This is a genomic window from Peptoniphilus duerdenii ATCC BAA-1640 (genome assembly GCF_000146345.1).
GTDB classification, from domain to species: domain Bacteria; phylum Bacillota; class Clostridia; order Tissierellales; family Peptoniphilaceae; genus Peptoniphilus_B; species Peptoniphilus_B duerdenii.
This window is the reverse complement of the sequence record NZ_GL397071.1, coordinates 1,458,987-1,475,277: the sequence shown is the minus strand read 5'-3', so window position 1 is coordinate 1,475,277 and position 16,291 is coordinate 1,458,987. Positions and strand designations below refer to the sequence as shown.

Sequence of the window (16,291 nt, the reverse complement as noted above, 5' to 3'; positions counted from 1 at the left end):
TTTAACGAGGATCTTTAAGCCTATTAAACTCATATCTTATTTAGAATTTAAAATAATTATTACCATAATACGTATAGCGTAATAATAATTATTAGTTATATTTTACTTTCTTCAATTTTTTCAAAAATCAGAACCATCGGCTTAACCGGTTTTTTATGCGGTCCAAAGGAATCTTTAATATCCGTGCCTTAATGGCGCGATTGTTTGCAATTTACAATTTCTATTTTCTAATCCTAAAAGTATTGTATTAAAAAACCCCTCCATCCTTTTTTGGATTTTGGGGTTCACATCAAAGACTATTGTCTTATTTATTTTCATTCGTATCTTTGTTCATCGAGTCATCTCTTTTTTCTTTAAATTCTTTGTAAATTTCTTCAAGTTGGTCTATATAGGCATTACTTGTCATAGCACCCTTACATTCTTCGTAGCAATATACAAAGAATTTTTCTATTTCTTCATGGACTGACTGATCTGATACATAATAGATCATAAATATACTTGATAAAATTGCCTTAGCTACTTCAGGATCATCTTTTCCATAGTGAAGAATTTGATTGTATGACAAACTTAGTTCTTCTTTTGCTGAATAGTTATTATATATTATCTTACTATTTTCATCTTCTTTTAATATTTGGTAAAAATTTTTAGACGAAAATAGTTTCCCTAGCAAAATACCTATTTTATTAATAGACTCTGAAGCTGTGTTTGGATCGTTTATCCCTGGACTAAGGGCTCTTAAAGCAATTTCTACAATATTTGTAATTTCATGGTGGTAGTCTCTTGTATCATTTTTTCTTACATTGATAATAATGTTGTCAGATATTTTTTTTAAAAGTTTTTCTTTTTCTTCTTTGACAATATCTAATTTTTCTAAGACATTCAAATCTCCTATATACATGTTTTCTAAGACATAGTCTCCTATTCTCTTATTGATAATTATCTCATACTTTGAGTCTTCAATGATATTTATCATTTTGTCTGCATTAATACTGTATAGGTAACCAGACTTGTTAGCATAAATTTTATAAGACTCCCACTTATCAATAGAAAATCTTTCTGCTACTCGTCTCCTTTCAGATTCTTTTTCTATAAGACTCGACGCATTTGTATATAAGTTTTCAATTACATTGCCTACTTTAATGTCTTTCAAGACTCTTTTTACAAAGAGGATAAAGGATATCATAGTAGCAATTGCATAAAATATTCCAATTGTCCCAGAAATTAATGGCTGTTCACTTTCTATATTTTGAATCATAAATAATGAAAGAACCGTATAGAAAAAACCTCCGATGAATACTCCAAAAAGACTTAAGACATTTGGTTTATCTATAAAGTCTTGAACTATCCTAGGAGTAAATGAATCAGAATATTTGTTTAAGACTGTTAAAATTGTTGTAAAAGTAAAAGTTGATACAGTTAAAAATGTTCCAGTTAAGGTAGATAAAAATGATGATGTAACTTCTGGAGACAGTAACAATATATTAGGTAAATTTAATTTTAAATCCGGGCTTTTATAGTCAAAAAACCAGGTTATAAGCAAAAGAATAAAAGATAAGAAAATATATCTTGTAATTCTAATAATATTTCTATTGTTATCATATAGAACTTTTAATTTTTCAATCATTTGTCACCTACTAATCTACTAATATTTATTGTTATTCTTATTATACGTTTAAGAAAATATAATTTCAATTTTTAAAGACTTTTAAATCCATAAAAAAATCTTAGCAATGATTAAATCGCTAAGATCTTTTAATTTTAATATAATTTTGCCCCTGCTGGTATGTTTTTGTTTAGCATTATAAGATTTAACATCTCTTCTCCATCATACTCGCAGATTGCTGATAGGAGCATACCTTCTGATTCTATGCCCATCATCTTTCTTGGTGGTAGGTTTGTGATAGCTAGTAGAGTCTTACCAACTAAAGATTCTGCGCTATAGTATTCTTTTATTCCTGAAAGAATTGTTCTATCTTTACCAAATCCATCGTCTAATGTAAATTTCAATAGTTTTTTAGATTTTGGCACTTCTTCGCAAGCCTTAACTTTTACAACTCTGAAATCTGATTTTGAAAATGTATCAAAGTCTACACAGTCTTCGAATAATGGTTCGACCTTAACCTTTGATAGGTCAATCTTTATATTTTCTGCCTATGGTTCTAGAATTTCTTGTCCTTCTGAATCGTTACTTGCTCCCAATGGCTTCATGGTAGGAATAAGAAAATGGGAAAATTTCGCAAAAACTCTAGGAGTCTTGTTTGCTATGTTTATTTTTAATGGTTTTTTAGTTATTTTAGTTTTGATATCTTAATTAGCGTCTATGTGTTCATTTTTACATAAAGAAAGAGACTCGCGTTAACGAGTCTCCCCAATATTTGACATAGAGCCTTTTTAAATGAAAAGAGAGACTCGAGTTAACAAGTCTCCCCAAAATTTGACAAATAGCCTATTTTAATCATTATCTCTTTGCATCAATAATAATTCTACTTTATTTATTTTATTAATAGCAATAATTGAAGATATTGGTCCTAACAAGGTTCCCACAATTATTACTATTATTAACATTAAAATCATAAGGAATATATTCGGTCTTAAAAAAGGCATATTCAAAAGTGATGAAAATACATTATTGAAAGTTATACTTAAAACAAAGGAAAGCACAGAACCTATGACTGCACCTGTACCATTAATTAGCATAGATTCAATAAGAACTACTTCACTGAGTTTTTTCTTTGTTGCTCCTAATATCCTTATGGTTGCAAATTCTCTTTTCCTTTCCTTAACTGATAAGGTATTTACAAGACTTAAAATAAAGAAAGCTAGTATCCAAATCAAAGCTATCAATATATACACATATACAAGCATGTTTTTTGCTGAATCTGAAACTTGTGTCATTATTTTTCTTGGCAATAAAGGATACACTTTTTCTTTTTTAAATTCTTCTTTAATAAGTTTTTGAATTGTTTTTGGATCTTTGTTTTTTTCAACTTTTACTAAAATAGAAGATATATCATCTTTTTTTGCCACCGGATGATTAATTATCTTTTCATATTCCTTGGCTAATCTATGAGTTTCTTCTATTGTCATAAAAACTGAGTTATCAAAACCCATTCCAGTTTTTGCAAGCCTACCTCTTATCTCAAATTCTTGATTAAAAAATTTAACCTTATGATTAATAGTCCCCACAATGTTAGCACCTACAACAACTTGCCCAGCTTTAATTGGAGTTTTAATCTGTTTTTCAAGCCAAGGTTTAACGCTAAAGTCATCAGAAAAGTCAATTCCTATAACTTGAATGGGAAAAGAACAGCATCCAGCAGAAAGTGTAGCTAGATAAACTTGACCACAGGCTTTTTCAATTCCTGGTATTTTTTTTACTCTATTTAATATATCCTTGTCAAAAAAGAATGTATTAGGTTCTCCCCTTAAGATTGCACCTGTAATTTTGGAATCATAACCTTCTGGGACTACAATAATGTCTGCTCCCATCCTATCTGATAGAGATTTCATGCCGTTTTTAAGAGAAAAAATTATAAATGATGACATGAATAATATAAAAGTTAAAATTCCTACAAGTAAAATCAAGGTAATTGACCTTGTCTTTTTATTTTCTATATTCTTTTTTGCTAAATTAACTGTGTATAAATCTTTCATTATTTTGCATCAGCAAGAGCATTGTTGCAAGCTTCTATAAATTGCTTGTAGGTTTCTGTTGCTCCCGAAATAACGTCCACTCCTTCAGGACTTCCTTTTTCCACTAATCTATCTGGGTATGACTTTGCAAGATTTATAGCTTGTTGGGCAATCTTATATAGTCCTTCATTTTGGCTTTGACCATAAGATTCATCCTTTTCTTTTCCATCTCCATCAATGTTTTGCATTGTGCAAGATTCAATCTTATTGTCTTTAACACTTATATCCACTTTTACAAGTCCGCCTCTTTCATCCTTGACAGATTCTCCATGATATGTGCCGTCCTTATAGCTTACACTTGGAGCTTCTTCTTTTTTATCTCCTCCACAAGCAACTAGGAGAAGCCCTAAAGAAAAAATTATTAATACATTTAAAATTTTTCTCATATAAACTCCTTAAGTTTTTCATCTTTTTTTACAGAATCAAGAACTGGTCTTTTTCTTTTCATTTTTTCTTCTTTTGAAATTTTACCATGTTCAAGAGTTATCATTCTTTCAGATTCTTCACCGACTTCAGGGTCGTGAGTTACAACAATAATTGTTGATCCTGCATTATGAAGTTTTTCAAATATGTCAAGAACTATATATTCATTCTTTTCATCCAAATTTCCTGTAGGTTCATCGGCTAAAAGTATTGTAGGGTGATTAATAAGAGCTCTAGCAATGCATACTCTTTGTTGTTCCCCACCTGATAATTGGTTGGGTAAGTGCTTGGCTCTATCAGCAAGACCTACTGCAGCCAAAGCTTCCATTGCTTCTTGTGCATCTGGCATAGAATGATAATATTGTGACATCATTACATTTTCCAAAGCACTCAAATAATTAACTAAATGAAATTGTTGGAAAATAAGTCCTATCTTATCCCTTCTAATAACTGTTAGTTCCTTAGGTGATTTTTTTGCTATATCTTCACCATCCAAAATAACTTCACCAAGTGAAGGTTTATCCATGGCACCAATAATATTCATCATTGTTGTTTTACCAGAACCTGATGGACCCATTATAGAAATCCATTCGCCCTTTTCTACACTTAAATTGATATTGTCAAGGGCTTTAAGTTCACCATAAATTTTTGAAACATCTACTAGTTTTAATATATCCATAAAATTCCTTTCTATTCTCCACGAAGCACTAAAGCTGGATCAATATCAACAGTTTTAGATACTGGTATTAAAGATGCAACTATAGTTATTACTATACAGACAATAATTGTCATAGGTACTAAAAGAGGCAAGAAACTTACCTTTCTAGCAAATACCGAAATACTTACTCTATTGGCAAATATATATCCTAACACAACACCTAAAAGTCCACCAAAAACCCCCAAAAATGCTCCTTCACCTAAAAAGTCAACGATTACTGACGAATTTGTTGCGCCCAAAGCTTTCTTAAGACCTATTTCTTTACGCCTTTCAGTTACAACTGCCATCATTGTTGTGGATACACATATCATCATTATGAATAATACTATTATCGTTACAATGAAGACAAGAGCTTGTAATTTATTCAAAACTATATCTTGTGAGGCGGTAACTCTTTTTACCATTTGTGGAGTTAGAGATCCATCCTTTTGTGAAATATTTGATACTATTTTTGAAAGTTCATTTTGTTCAGCTTCAATTGAATATTCTACGACATCAAAATCTTTGTCTTTAACAAGCTTTGAAATATCATCAATACTCATAAAAATAAGTTCTTCTTCTTTACCACCTGTTGTTACAACTCCTGAAACAACAAAATTAGTATCTATAGAACCTTCTCCATTAACTTTGGGAGTATTTATAATAATTTTATCTCCCTCTTTTAATTCCAAAGCCTTTGAAACTTCATTACCTATTAAAACTTCTCTCGATTTTTCAGGCCATGAACCGTCAATAAGCCAGTATGGAGAATTTTCTTTCGCTCCCTTTAAATCTGTACCTGCAAGCATATAAGGTTGTTCATTAATTTTTGCATTTGTATAAATATAGGGTGCCTGACCGACAAGCTTTCCTGATGGAATTAACGATTTAACTTCATCTAACTGTTCATTAGTAATTTTTTTATCAGGGTCAGTGGGAATTACCAACATATTTGCACCATAAGACCTAAACTCCTTACCCATTTGTCTAGGAATATCATAGTAAATAGTAACAAGTCCTGAAATAATTGTTGCTCCCATAGCTATAGCAAGTAGTGCTGTTAACATTCTTGCACGTCTTCTTGCTAAGGAAGTCATTATCATTTTTAAGTAAAATTTATTTTTACTTTGTTTATCTGCCATGTAGTACCTCCGTTGGATTTAAATTCAAAAGGTATCTTATAGCTGGTATTGAACCCAATATTGTAACAAGAATAATAAGTATTGCTACAATAGGAACTACCATAGCTGTTGGAGCTATTGCTGAACCAAAAACTGTTAGACCAATAATCTGAGTAAGAAGCAACCCAACACCGTAACCTATAACTGTTCCAAATATCGCTGTCAAAATTATTTCCACAAGAATTATGCAAATTATTCTTCCATTTGACGCCCCTATAGCTTTTTGAAGTCCAATTTCATTAGATCTTTCCATTACAGATGCTGTAATAAGATTAGAAATACCAAGGCCTGAACCAATCAAAGTTAATACTGTAATTAAAACCATAAGAAGAGTAGTCTTATTTAAAATATCTCCTTCACTTTCTGCAACTTGGCGAATTGGCTTAGCTACAGAATCAGTCATTACTTCTGTTATTTGATAACAAATAGCAGAAACATAAGCTGTACAATACCATACTTCCCATTCCTTAATAGTTAAAGATAGTGGGTTTTTGGCAGCCTTTCTTGCTAAGTCATTGTCTGGTGTAGTAAGAGCTGATACTTCAACTTTATTTACAACTCCAGTAACTCCAGCAAATTCTTGTGCTGTTTTTAAAGTAGAATATATAAATGCATCTTCATCAGAACCTGATGAGAAAATACCCTTAACTTTTAATTTTTTGTCTAAATTATTGCTTTTTAGTTGGATTTCATCACCAACTTTAAATCCATTTCTGTCTGCAAAAATCTTTCCAAGCATAACTGAATCGCTATCATTTTCTGATAACCACTCGCCTTGAACTTCCCACCAGTTTTTAAGTCTAATCATACCAGTATCAACTGATTCTCCAGTAGGCAAATCCATATGATTATTAAACCATGTTCCTACCATCTTAGTATGTTTAGAATCATTATTACAAGAAACCCAAGTGTTAAGATATGGCGTATAATCTACAATATTGTAAGCCCAAAAAATAGTTTTAATGTTAGGAAGTTCTTTTTCCTTTAAATATTTTTGAACCTGTCCCTCTTTTTCTTGCATGCCATACAAATCATCAAGAAGGGAAGCTTCCTTAGGCAATACATTAATATTTGCTCCATAGGTCTTTAATTCTTGATTAACTTTATCTCCAACGCCGAGCATGGTATTTAACATTGAAGTGGCAAGAGAAGCTCCAAGGGCAACTGTAAATGCAATAAGAGCCATCTTTCCCTTTTGTCTAAAAAGCGCTCCTTTAACTATTCTCCAAAACATAAGCCCTCCTACTTAAATACATAAGACAATGCGTCAAGATCTTTTGGCGCAATCTTTATCTTTTTATCATGGACAATGTATGGGAAAGGTATCGGGTTACATCCACCCTTAAAACCTATTGTACCCCTATTCATTACAACGTCGCACAACTTACAAATAACATCATCGCCTCTTTCAAAATATCCAGATGGACCACATATCTCGCAGGCATCAAGTACAACTCCATAGGAACCTTCTGATTTTTTAATGCAGAAAAATCTCATTTGTGCACCATCCTTTGCCTTATACAAATATCTGTGCAAATGCATATCCTCTAAGCTACTTAAAGGAATAACAATCATTCCATTTTCAGTTTGATAATCTTCAGGTGGTGAAAGGGCCTGTCCCTTATTAGCATATGCCTTTCCAAACGTTAATGAAAAAGTATTAATAAATAGAACGGCAAGGAAAAAAATTGCCCAATGTCTTTTATTCTTCATTCTATACTTTATTTTTCTTAACTGAGCCCTATTGCTATAATCTTCATTAACTTTAATATTTTGCTTATATAAAATTACTGGAATAGCTATCATAATTAACATTGTTGCAAATAAAAACATATTTTCGTGATTAGCTATAAATGCAATAACTCTAAAAAAGTTAACATTTCTAGGAATAATCCCTTTAGAATAAAATCTTTGAATTATGACGTTAAATTGGCTTATACCTGAACATATCAAGCTCAAAAAAACAATAATCTTTAAGTTTTTACCTTCAAGTTTAACTGAAGACTTATATATGGCAAGTCCTGATAAAATCATCATGATTATCCCAAAAACAAAGCCTAAAATCCTAAAAAGTACAATAGTCGAAACAGCACTTTCGCCATAATATACAAATTTGTTTGATTGGTTAAATACATATGGTAAATAATAAAAACAAATTCCTACAAGATAAACAACAACCGATGCTGAAATGAAATTATCATAAATTTTAGCATTTATCTTATCTTCAAATATCATAAAAATTAATATTAAAAATACTGAGATAACTATGGGTACCATAGACCAGAAATTCAATTCTGTTCTATTAATAAAATTAGGTATATTTCTTATAATTATTGAAACAATTGCTGCAATTACCCCTAAAACTAAAGAAATTATAATAACATACTTTTTATATTTGCTCTCTTTAGTTGTATAATAGGCAAGTATTAAAGAAATCATTAGAGAAAAGGCTATTCCCGCCTCCATAACTTTAATAAAAATTTTTAAAATAATTTCACCCCCCATAAATGCATATAAGGGGAACATGAATTCCCCTTCAAAATATTAAAAATTTTCAAAATTTTACCATTGTGGTCCGTTCCATTCGAAGTCAGTCCATTCTGCAACAAGTGGTTCTGTCCAGAATCTACCTGTTACACCAGTTTCTTTATCTACGTGTAGTAAGTAGTCATTACCTGGTGCAGCTACTTCGAATTTTACATTATAAACGCCAACACCTTCGTCAAATTTAACATTTGCACCATAGTGCGGACCATCAGATGCGTTCATTGGCATGAAAGCTACTTCTTGAACATGGTCTGAACCTTTCTTTTGTATATAAGCTTTTACTTTTAACCATGGAACAAAATCACCAACACCATAACCTAATGTTGAACCTTCTTGAGATGCTGTAATGTCAGCTTCCATATGGCAGTCAGCTTCTTCTTTAGGAATTGAGTTTCCTGCTGGTTCCATATCAACTGGTTGGAAATATACACCAGAGATTACTAAAGGTCCTTCAGTATGGTCATCGCCAATTGGAAATTCTTCGAATCCTGCATCTTCTCCTGGAGCTGCAGCTTTTGCATCTCCTCCTTCTTCTTTCTTGTTTCCTTCAGCTGATGTGTTTTCTTCTGTAGAAGTTTTAGCTGTATTATTAGCTTTTGTATCTTCTTTTTTACCACAAGCTGTAAACATTAATGCACACACAAGTGTCATAACAACAAGAAATAAACTTTTCTTTTTTAACATAATACCCTCCTATTTTTTTTCTTGGCTGGCTTCAAGCTCAGCTCTAATTTTTTTGTTTCTATTATTTTGATAAATAACAGAAGCAATGGTTACTACTAATAGAATAATTTGTGGAATAAGATTTTCATACCTATCGTATATTCCTATAGCTTCAGCAGACCATCCATTCATCCAAGGAACTATAGTTCTGCCAATTACATCTGCTTCTTGTAATTCTCCTATGCCCTTTCCTAAGAAAGACAAGCAAAGTATAAACATTAGCCAAGAAGTAAATGTAAAGAATGGTTTTAATGGTAGCCTTACAGAAACTTTAGCAATTAAATAATATACAATTGCAAGTATTATGGCGGCAACTAAAAGTCCAATCCACATATGCATCGGATTATCAGAAATGCCTGTTCTCATACCTTGGAAAAACAAAATAAGTTCTGCACCCTCTCTTGCTACTGCTAAGAATGAAGTGAAAGCTAAGGCAAAATAATTACCCTTGGAAACAGATTGTTCAACTTTGTTTTTAATGTATCTGTTCCAAACTTCAACTTCAGATTTAGAAAGCATCCAATTGGATACATAAAATAGTACGATAACAGCAAGAAACATCCCAATTCCTTCGAATATTTCTTGTCCCATTCCAGACTCAACTTCTCCCACTGTATTGGCGATGATATTAAATACTCCAGCTAGGACTGCCGAAAAAACAATACCTAGCAAGGCTCCAATATATACACCTTTTAAATAAATTCTATTATTAGTCTTTGATAAATATGCAGCAATGGCAGCTATAACTAAAATGGCTTCAAGTCCTTCACGAAGTGTAAGTCCAAGAACTGCAAAAAATGTACCAAATCTTTTTAGCAGCTCTCCCAACAATTGACCTGTTGAAAGGCTATTTGCATCTTCTTGACTTTCACCAGTGGACTTAGAATCTCCAGAGGTTCCATCAAGAGTATGAGCATCTTCATGAAGATAAGTTATAAGTGCATCAATTTCATCTTTAACTTCTTTTGGGTCTGCATCTTCTTTGATAGAATTTTTTGCTCTGTAAAATTGATGTTCAACCATTGAACCCCTTTGGCCTGAAATTGCAGACATAGTTGTTTTTTCAAATCCGATTTTTTCATAGAATTTAAAGTAAGCTACATTAATTGCATCTGTGGCTGCTTTTTTAGCATCCTTATCTCCAGGCTTGTAAACTTCCACGGCCTTTTGTAAATGTTCTGACATAGCATCAGCGACTTCAACCCAGTTACCATACTTTGTTTCTTCTGCAAAAGCAGACATAAAAGTGAGGGTAATCATGATTACTATCATTGCGAAAATGCTAGTCCTTTTCTTTAATAAATTCATCTCTATCCCCCTTTTTTATTAAACTTCCATCTTCCATTTGGCAAAGTGTATTGCCATATTTTAAAATATCTAGCTCATGAGTAACTACAATAAGTGCAGTACCTTTAGAATTTATTTTTTTTAATAAATCCATTATCTCCATAGTAGTATTTTTATCCAAATCACTTGTAGGCTCATCTAAAATCAAAAGTTCCGGTGAATTAATCATAGATCTGGCTATCAGCACTCTTTTTAGCTCTCCTCCAGATAAATTTCTAGGAAAATCATCTTTCAAATGCAAAATTCCCATCTCATCAAGAAGCATAGCGGCTTTTTCATAAGCAGAGTCATCTCTTTTAAATAGATAATAAGGAAGAGACACATTCTCTAAAACATTTAAATTTGGAAGTGTTCCTAGACTTTGTGGCACAAAACCTATGACTTCATTCCTATATTTGCTAATTTCTATATCAGAAAAATCACTCATATCTTTGCCCTTAGCAAAAATTTTACCTTCAGTCGGTTTTAATAAACCAGACAAAAGATTTAAAAAAGTTGACTTCCCAGAACCACTTCTGCCAATTATATTGACAAAATCTCCCTCATTCAAGGTAAAGTTTACATTTTTAACTGCAAAAAGTGTATTAGAACCTCTCTTAAAACTCTTACTTAAATTTTCAGTTTTAATTATTGATTCCATTATGAATTTCTTTCTTTCATACAATAATAAATATTAACTAAAACCAATATGCCTGACAACAATATGCAAAACGGAATGGTTTTTGCTCTGCAAGCCATATCGGCTTTCATGCATCCACCAATAAGCACATGAGCATTTAGTATCTCTAAAATACCAATTGCTATATTTGAAATAGATAATCCTAAAGATATTTTTGAATCTTTAACTACAATAAAAATAATTGCTAACACTAAAATGACTGCTCCAATACCCATAGTCATATTTCCCATCCAATGGCATTTCATGAACATCCCATTTTCCACAGGAGGACAAACGGGTGTTATAAATTTTGGTGCAAGCACTAACAAAAAACCTATAATAGCAGAAATATATCCTAAAATCTTCTTTCTACTCATTTTAATCATCCTTTCTATTTATCTTTATTAATAAAATTGTAATATAAAAACGTGTTTATTTTTTTTATACTTACCAGTCTTTTTTTTCAACAGTTACCCCTGGCCAGTTACCAACATATTGGTTGGAACCAGTGAGGCCGTTAAAAAGTGTTGGCTTACCACTATTGGGGTTGCCGGCAAGTGCAATAGTAATAGCCATCTTAGTCATCCTTCTTTTCTATTTCTTCAATTGTAATTAATTCAGCATCTGCTTTTCTAATGCTAAGTTCATAATGTCTAATATTAATTTTCACAGGGTCGCCAAGTGGCGCCACCTTCCTTATGTAAATTTCTGAATTTTTTGTAATTCCCATGTCCATTATCCTTCTTTTCAAAGGACCAGAACCATTGATTTTTTTAACGATGTAGTATTTTCCTACAACTGCATCTTTGACAAAACCAAGATTCGCCAGGTGGGACTCAGTTACATTACTATCTCCTAAAGACTTAATCCTTAAAATCTTATATAACATTTAAGGGTGCCATTACTAAGCTAAGCATCTAACCACTCGTTTCTAGTTTTAATTTTATTAAAATAAATTAATATTTGAATTTGATTATCACTTTCCTAATTATTATAACATAGGAAATCGAAAATTTAAATCAATTCTTCCAGTTTTTTTTTAAAAGAGCATATTTTTAAGATTAAGAATATTTTTAATTTGTCTTTCTTATGTTGCCTTGTATATTATAATTTTTTTATTGGCCTATATAATAGAAGAACTTTAATAAAGAAGGCTCGTTTATTTTTTGTTAGATAGTAATTTTTAATAATTTTTAATAATTTTTAGTAATTTTTAGTAATTTTATAAGCAAAACTTATTCTCAAAATAATTTATTTAATAGAAATGCTCTCAAAAATTTCATCTTCCATTAATACCATAGTCAACCTAATGAAGTTATACATCTCAGATTGCCTATTATAAAAATAATCAAAATTCATTCCTACCTACTTTCTTTGAAATAAAAAAAGACGACAGAATTATTGATTTCTATCGTCTACGATTGTCTAATATTTATTTTTCTTTAAATAGATTTTATTGTATAGTTTAATAATTCTAATAATCCAATAACATATATACCTAATTTAGGTAATCCAAATGGGCTAAATAAAAATGCTAAGATTAGTGCTTCAATTACAATTTGATTATCTCCTTGAAATATGCTAGCTAATCCAATTATAAAAATTAAAGTAGATACTACGCTTAACAACGTAGTACTCAAACTTAATATGAAGGTTAAAAAAGCTATGAGCAAACTCAACACTAATCTTATCGGTAATAAAATTATTATAATTATCCATCTCATACATACCCCTAAAAATTAAACTGGGATTCATAACAAACCCCAGTTTCATAATTAGCGTGTTCTTTAATATAATTTTGAGCCTGCTGGTATGTTTTTGTTTAACATTATAAGATTTAACATTTCTTCTCCATCATACTCGCAGATTGCTGATAGAAGCATACCTTCTGATTCTATGCCCATCATCTTTCTTGGTGGTAGGTTTGTGATAGCTAGTAGAGTCTTGCCAACTAAAGATTCTGCGCTATAGTATTCTTTTATTCCTGAAAGAATTGTTCTATCTTTACCAGATCCATCGTCTAATGTAAATTTCAATAGTTTTTTAGATTTTGGCACTTCTTCGCAAGCCTTAACTTTTACAACTCTGAAATCTGATTTTGAAAATGTTTCAAAGTCTACACAGTCTTCGAATAATGGTTCAACCTTAACCTTTGATAGATCGATCTTTATTGTTTCTGTCTCTGGTTCTAAGATTTCTTGTCCTTCCGCATCTTTACTTGCTCCCAATGGCTTCATTGTTGGGAAAATCCCCTCTACTTTAGATAATTGTCTAAATCTCTATAAAAGTCTATTTTATGGTACTTTTCCATTTACGACAATTTGCTAACTCTCTATAAGTGCCTATAGATTTCTAGCAAATTGTCGTAAATTTGTCGTAAGCTGTCGTAAATTCTAAAATATAAATTTCATCGCTTTTTCAAATTCTCCCATCTGTTCTATCTTAAAATCTTCTGTTGCATCTACATATATATCCATTGTTGTACTAATATCAGAATGACCTAGAATAGACTGCATTGCTTTTGTATTTATATTTTGTTCATTAAGCCTTGTAGTAAAGGTGTGTCTGAAAATGTGATTGCTTAAATGTGGAACTAATAGAATATCATTAGAGCTCGATTTATTTTTATCCATTATACTTAAATTGCAATCTCTAACAATTCTTCTTAAAGCTTTATTAAGTGTTCCATTATTGTGAACCTTTCCGAACCTATTTAAAAATACAAAGTCTTTAAATCCATCGATTGAATCACAACATTCGATTCCAAAAGTCTTTTGTAACTCTCTTTCCATAAGAAAAGCATCTTTTACTTTTTGAACCATAGGAATACTTCGCTTACCTGATACTGTCTTCGGTGTATTAATAGCATATCTATTGTTTAATCCTTTACCTTTACTATAATATACCAAAGTCCTATTTACATTTATAAGACCATTATCAAAATCTAGATCGTCCCATTGCAATCCTGTAACTTCTCCAACTCTCATTCCTGTCCAAAGCATAACAATGAATATTGGATACCATTTTTTATATTCATCACTATTAGATAAATATTCTTCAAATAGCACTTGTTCTTCTATTGTCATGGCTTTTTTCTTCAGAGATTCATTTCGATAAGCTACTTTCAATTCCTTCAAAGCATTGTCAGATGGATTAAATCTTATATATTCGTCATCCACTGCTAATTCTAAAACCTGATGTAAGACAGTATGAACACAATCTATGGTAGAAACCATCAATCCCTGATCTTCCTTTAATCTGTTATAAAAACTTCTAACATCAGATCTTTTAATATCAGATAGTTTAATGCGACCAAAAGTCGGTTCGACAAATTGTTGATACATATAGATGTAATTTTTAAAGGTATTATCTTTTAAACCTCTTTTTACCTTTGTCCATAGCTTAAAAGTATCATTTACAGATAAGCTACTTCCTTCGTTGTTGATTCCATCTATAGTATTGCGTAAAATATCTAATTCCTTTTCTCTTAATTCTTTTAGAGTTTTCGCATAGATAGATTTTCTACGACCTATTTTGTCTTGCCACTTAAATTCATAAGTGCCATTTGATCTTTGATATTCACCGTCTTTTAAAACAACCCCTTTACTATCTTTGCGTCTTTTTACCATAAAAATTCTCCTTTTTTGATAAAAGACACGCTATAATTATTATACCGCATTAAGCGTGTTTTATATATAGTTTTAGATTAAATAGAGAACTGTCTATTTAAATATTCTTCCATTAACTTTTTCTTAATAAGACGCTTACTACCATTAAATAATACAAAATCGCAATCATTTTCATCCGTTAATTGTCTAACTTTATCTTGACCAATATTAAAATATTCAGATGCTTCTTTTAATGTTAGAAATGCTTTTTCACAAACACGAACTACTTTTATATTTTCATTAATCATAAATCCTCCAAATAATATATTTAAAATATTTATTTTAATATTTTTAAAGTTTTTTGACATTGACAAGTGCATTGGATTAGCAACATAGGAATCTCACCTCCGCCTCTGTTCAGGATGAGCCGGCTTCAACCTTAGAAGTATCATTATCCTCATTTTCTTCATAGCGAATAGGGTATCCCTCCCTATGTTCAAACTCTTACTTATCGCTCCCTTTCTTCTTCCCTTGCTTTTTGCTTAGCAGTACTTGTTTTACCGAATTATTCAGCAGAAAGATCTTGGCGGATAGGTTATTACGCTCCAAAAATGATTAATGTCTTGTCTTGGTCTATTCAATTGTTAAGGTTCAAATATTATTTAGATTGCTTTTAAAATAGAAAGAGGACAAAACTCCCCTCACTTTATAAAGGAAAATTTGCCCTCTTTGGTAACCAGAAACTATATTTCTTCTATAAATTTCTTTAGTTTTTCTAAAATCTTATCTCGCCTTTTTATTAAAGCAGTATGTGATATATTTTGAGTCTTTGATACTGCACGAAGTGTTTCATCATTGAAATATAATCTTTCAATTATTTCTCGTTCATCCTTATTTAACTTTGACATTGCATTTCTTAGTGCTTCAATCATCATTTGTGTAGCTACAACTTTTTCAACATCAACATTTTTATCTTCTAGATTATCTTCAAAATTCCCATCGTGATTTAGAGACGAAAAAAATAGCAAGTGGTTTTTCTTGTCCACCTGCTCCAAATACTTTTCGTGTTCTTTTTCTCGCCAGTAGACTTTATAAATATCTTCACTGACTTTTACCTTTTGCCCTCTGACATAAAGGTAATACTCTTTTGCCATAAAGTTTCCTCCATTTCTTTTTTGTCTATTTGTTTTTCAGACAAAAAAGGAGGACTCCTGCATCTTGGCATAAGAAGTCCTCTGAAATGAAAGAAATCCGTTCTTTCTTTTACTATATTTAATTGTTTAGACGAGAAAATGTAAAGACAGACAACTACAAGAATTATAGAAAAAAGGAGTATTTTTATTCCATTTCAATTCTACAAGGTAACTTATACACTTGTTCATCTCCCTTTCCCTCCGTTCATTATAGATAAATA

Annotated in this window: 16 protein-coding genes and 4 pseudogenes; all 20 read right to left on the bottom strand. The window is 31.2% G+C overall.

The window, feature by feature from the left end; all coding sequences use genetic code 11:
• Positions 1–304 precede the first annotated feature (304 nt).
• The 20 genes and pseudogenes from HMPREF9225_RS06610 to HMPREF9225_RS06520 all read right to left on the bottom strand — a co-directional run bounded on the left by HMPREF9225_RS06610 (position 305) and on the right by HMPREF9225_RS06520 (position 16,031).
• Positions 305–1,624: a DUF2254 domain-containing protein gene (locus HMPREF9225_RS06610; protein WP_008902166.1), complete on the bottom strand. Its 1,320-nt coding sequence runs from the start codon at positions 1,622–1,624 to the stop codon at positions 305–307.
• A 134-nt stretch (positions 1,625–1,758) separates the two neighbouring features.
• Positions 1,759–2,139 (bottom strand): annotated as a pseudogene (locus HMPREF9225_RS06605) (methionine--tRNA ligase subunit beta); the annotation flags it as partial.
• 312 nt (positions 2,140–2,451) lie between these two features.
• Entirely contained in the window at positions 2,452–3,654 is a 1,203-nt protein-coding gene (locus HMPREF9225_RS06600) for an ABC transporter permease (protein WP_008902164.1), read from the bottom strand.
• A complete protein-coding gene (locus HMPREF9225_RS06595) occupies positions 3,654–4,079 on the bottom strand; it encodes an FMN-binding protein (protein ID WP_008902163.1) in 426 nt (141 codons plus the stop codon). The genes HMPREF9225_RS06600 and HMPREF9225_RS06595 overlap by 1 nt, the downstream gene beginning before the upstream one ends.
• Complete coding sequence (locus HMPREF9225_RS06590) at positions 4,076–4,795, bottom strand: ABC transporter ATP-binding protein (RefSeq protein WP_008902162.1); 720 nt, start codon at positions 4,793–4,795, stop codon at positions 4,076–4,078. The genes HMPREF9225_RS06595 and HMPREF9225_RS06590 overlap by 4 nt, the downstream gene beginning before the upstream one ends.
• Positions 4,796–4,806: 11 nt before the next feature.
• Positions 4,807–5,955 carry an ABC transporter permease gene (locus HMPREF9225_RS06585; protein ID WP_008902161.1) on the bottom strand — a complete coding sequence of 383 codons (1,149 nt, stop codon included), beginning with the start codon at positions 5,953–5,955 and terminating at the stop codon, positions 4,807–4,809.
• A complete protein-coding gene (locus HMPREF9225_RS06580; protein WP_008902160.1) occupies positions 5,945–7,228 on the bottom strand; it encodes an ABC transporter permease in 1,284 nt (427 codons plus the stop codon). Before HMPREF9225_RS06580 ends, HMPREF9225_RS06585 begins: the two co-directional genes overlap by 11 nt.
• Positions 7,229–7,236: 8 nt before the next feature.
• Positions 7,237–8,499, bottom strand: a complete 1,263-nt coding sequence (locus HMPREF9225_RS06575; RefSeq protein ID WP_040551721.1) for a Fe-S-containing protein — start codon at positions 8,497–8,499, stop codon at positions 7,237–7,239.
• A gap of 57 nt (positions 8,500–8,556) precedes the next feature.
• Entirely contained in the window at positions 8,557–9,225 is a 669-nt protein-coding gene (locus HMPREF9225_RS06570) for an iron transporter (RefSeq protein WP_008902158.1), read from the bottom strand.
• Positions 9,226–9,234: 9 nt separating this feature from the next.
• Complete coding sequence (locus HMPREF9225_RS06565; RefSeq protein WP_008902157.1) at positions 9,235–10,572, bottom strand: FTR1 family iron permease; 1,338 nt, start codon at positions 10,570–10,572, stop codon at positions 9,235–9,237.
• Positions 10,547–11,251 (bottom strand): ABC transporter ATP-binding protein, encoded by a 705-nt coding sequence (locus HMPREF9225_RS06560; protein ID WP_008902156.1) that lies wholly within the window; start codon positions 11,249–11,251, stop codon positions 10,547–10,549. Before HMPREF9225_RS06560 ends, HMPREF9225_RS06565 begins: the two co-directional genes overlap by 26 nt.
• Entirely contained in the window at positions 11,251–11,646 is a 396-nt protein-coding gene (locus tag HMPREF9225_RS06555; protein ID WP_040551401.1) for a DUF4418 family protein, read from the bottom strand. Before HMPREF9225_RS06555 ends, HMPREF9225_RS06560 begins: the two co-directional genes overlap by 1 nt.
• Before the next feature lie 76 nt (positions 11,647–11,722).
• Positions 11,723–11,845, bottom strand: a pseudogene (locus HMPREF9225_RS06550) (FeoB small GTPase domain-containing protein); the annotation flags it as partial.
• A 1-nt stretch (position 11,846) separates the two neighbouring features.
• Positions 11,847–12,098 carry a FeoA family protein gene (locus tag HMPREF9225_RS06545; protein ID WP_040551718.1) on the bottom strand — a complete coding sequence of 84 codons (252 nt, stop codon included), beginning with the start codon at positions 12,096–12,098 and terminating at the stop codon, positions 11,847–11,849.
• Positions 12,099–12,523: 425 nt separating this feature from the next.
• A pseudogene (locus tag HMPREF9225_RS10665) lies at positions 12,524–12,628 on the bottom strand (replication initiator protein A); the annotation flags it as partial.
• Positions 12,629–12,711: 83 nt separating this feature from the next.
• Positions 12,712–12,993, bottom strand: coding sequence for a CD1845 family protein (locus HMPREF9225_RS06540; protein ID WP_040551399.1), 282 nt, complete (start codon positions 12,991–12,993; stop codon positions 12,712–12,714).
• A 63-nt stretch (positions 12,994–13,056) separates the two neighbouring features.
• A pseudogene (metG, locus tag HMPREF9225_RS06535) lies at positions 13,057–13,518 on the bottom strand (methionine--tRNA ligase subunit beta); the annotation flags it as partial.
• A 144-nt stretch (positions 13,519–13,662) separates the two neighbouring features.
• Positions 13,663–14,898: a tyrosine-type recombinase/integrase gene (locus HMPREF9225_RS06530; RefSeq protein ID WP_002836633.1), complete on the bottom strand. Its 1,236-nt coding sequence runs from the start codon at positions 14,896–14,898 to the stop codon at positions 13,663–13,665.
• Between the two features lie 77 nt (positions 14,899–14,975).
• On the bottom strand, positions 14,976–15,185 hold the full coding sequence (locus HMPREF9225_RS06525) for an excisionase (protein WP_035109578.1): 210 nt from the start codon (positions 15,183–15,185) through the stop codon (positions 14,976–14,978).
• Positions 15,186–15,620: 435 nt separating this feature from the next.
• The gene (locus HMPREF9225_RS06520) at positions 15,621–16,031 is read right to left on the bottom strand and encodes a sigma-70 family RNA polymerase sigma factor (RefSeq protein WP_002836635.1); all 411 of its coding nucleotides are present in this window, start codon (positions 16,029–16,031) and stop codon (positions 15,621–15,623) included.
• Positions 16,032–16,291 lie beyond the last annotated feature (260 nt).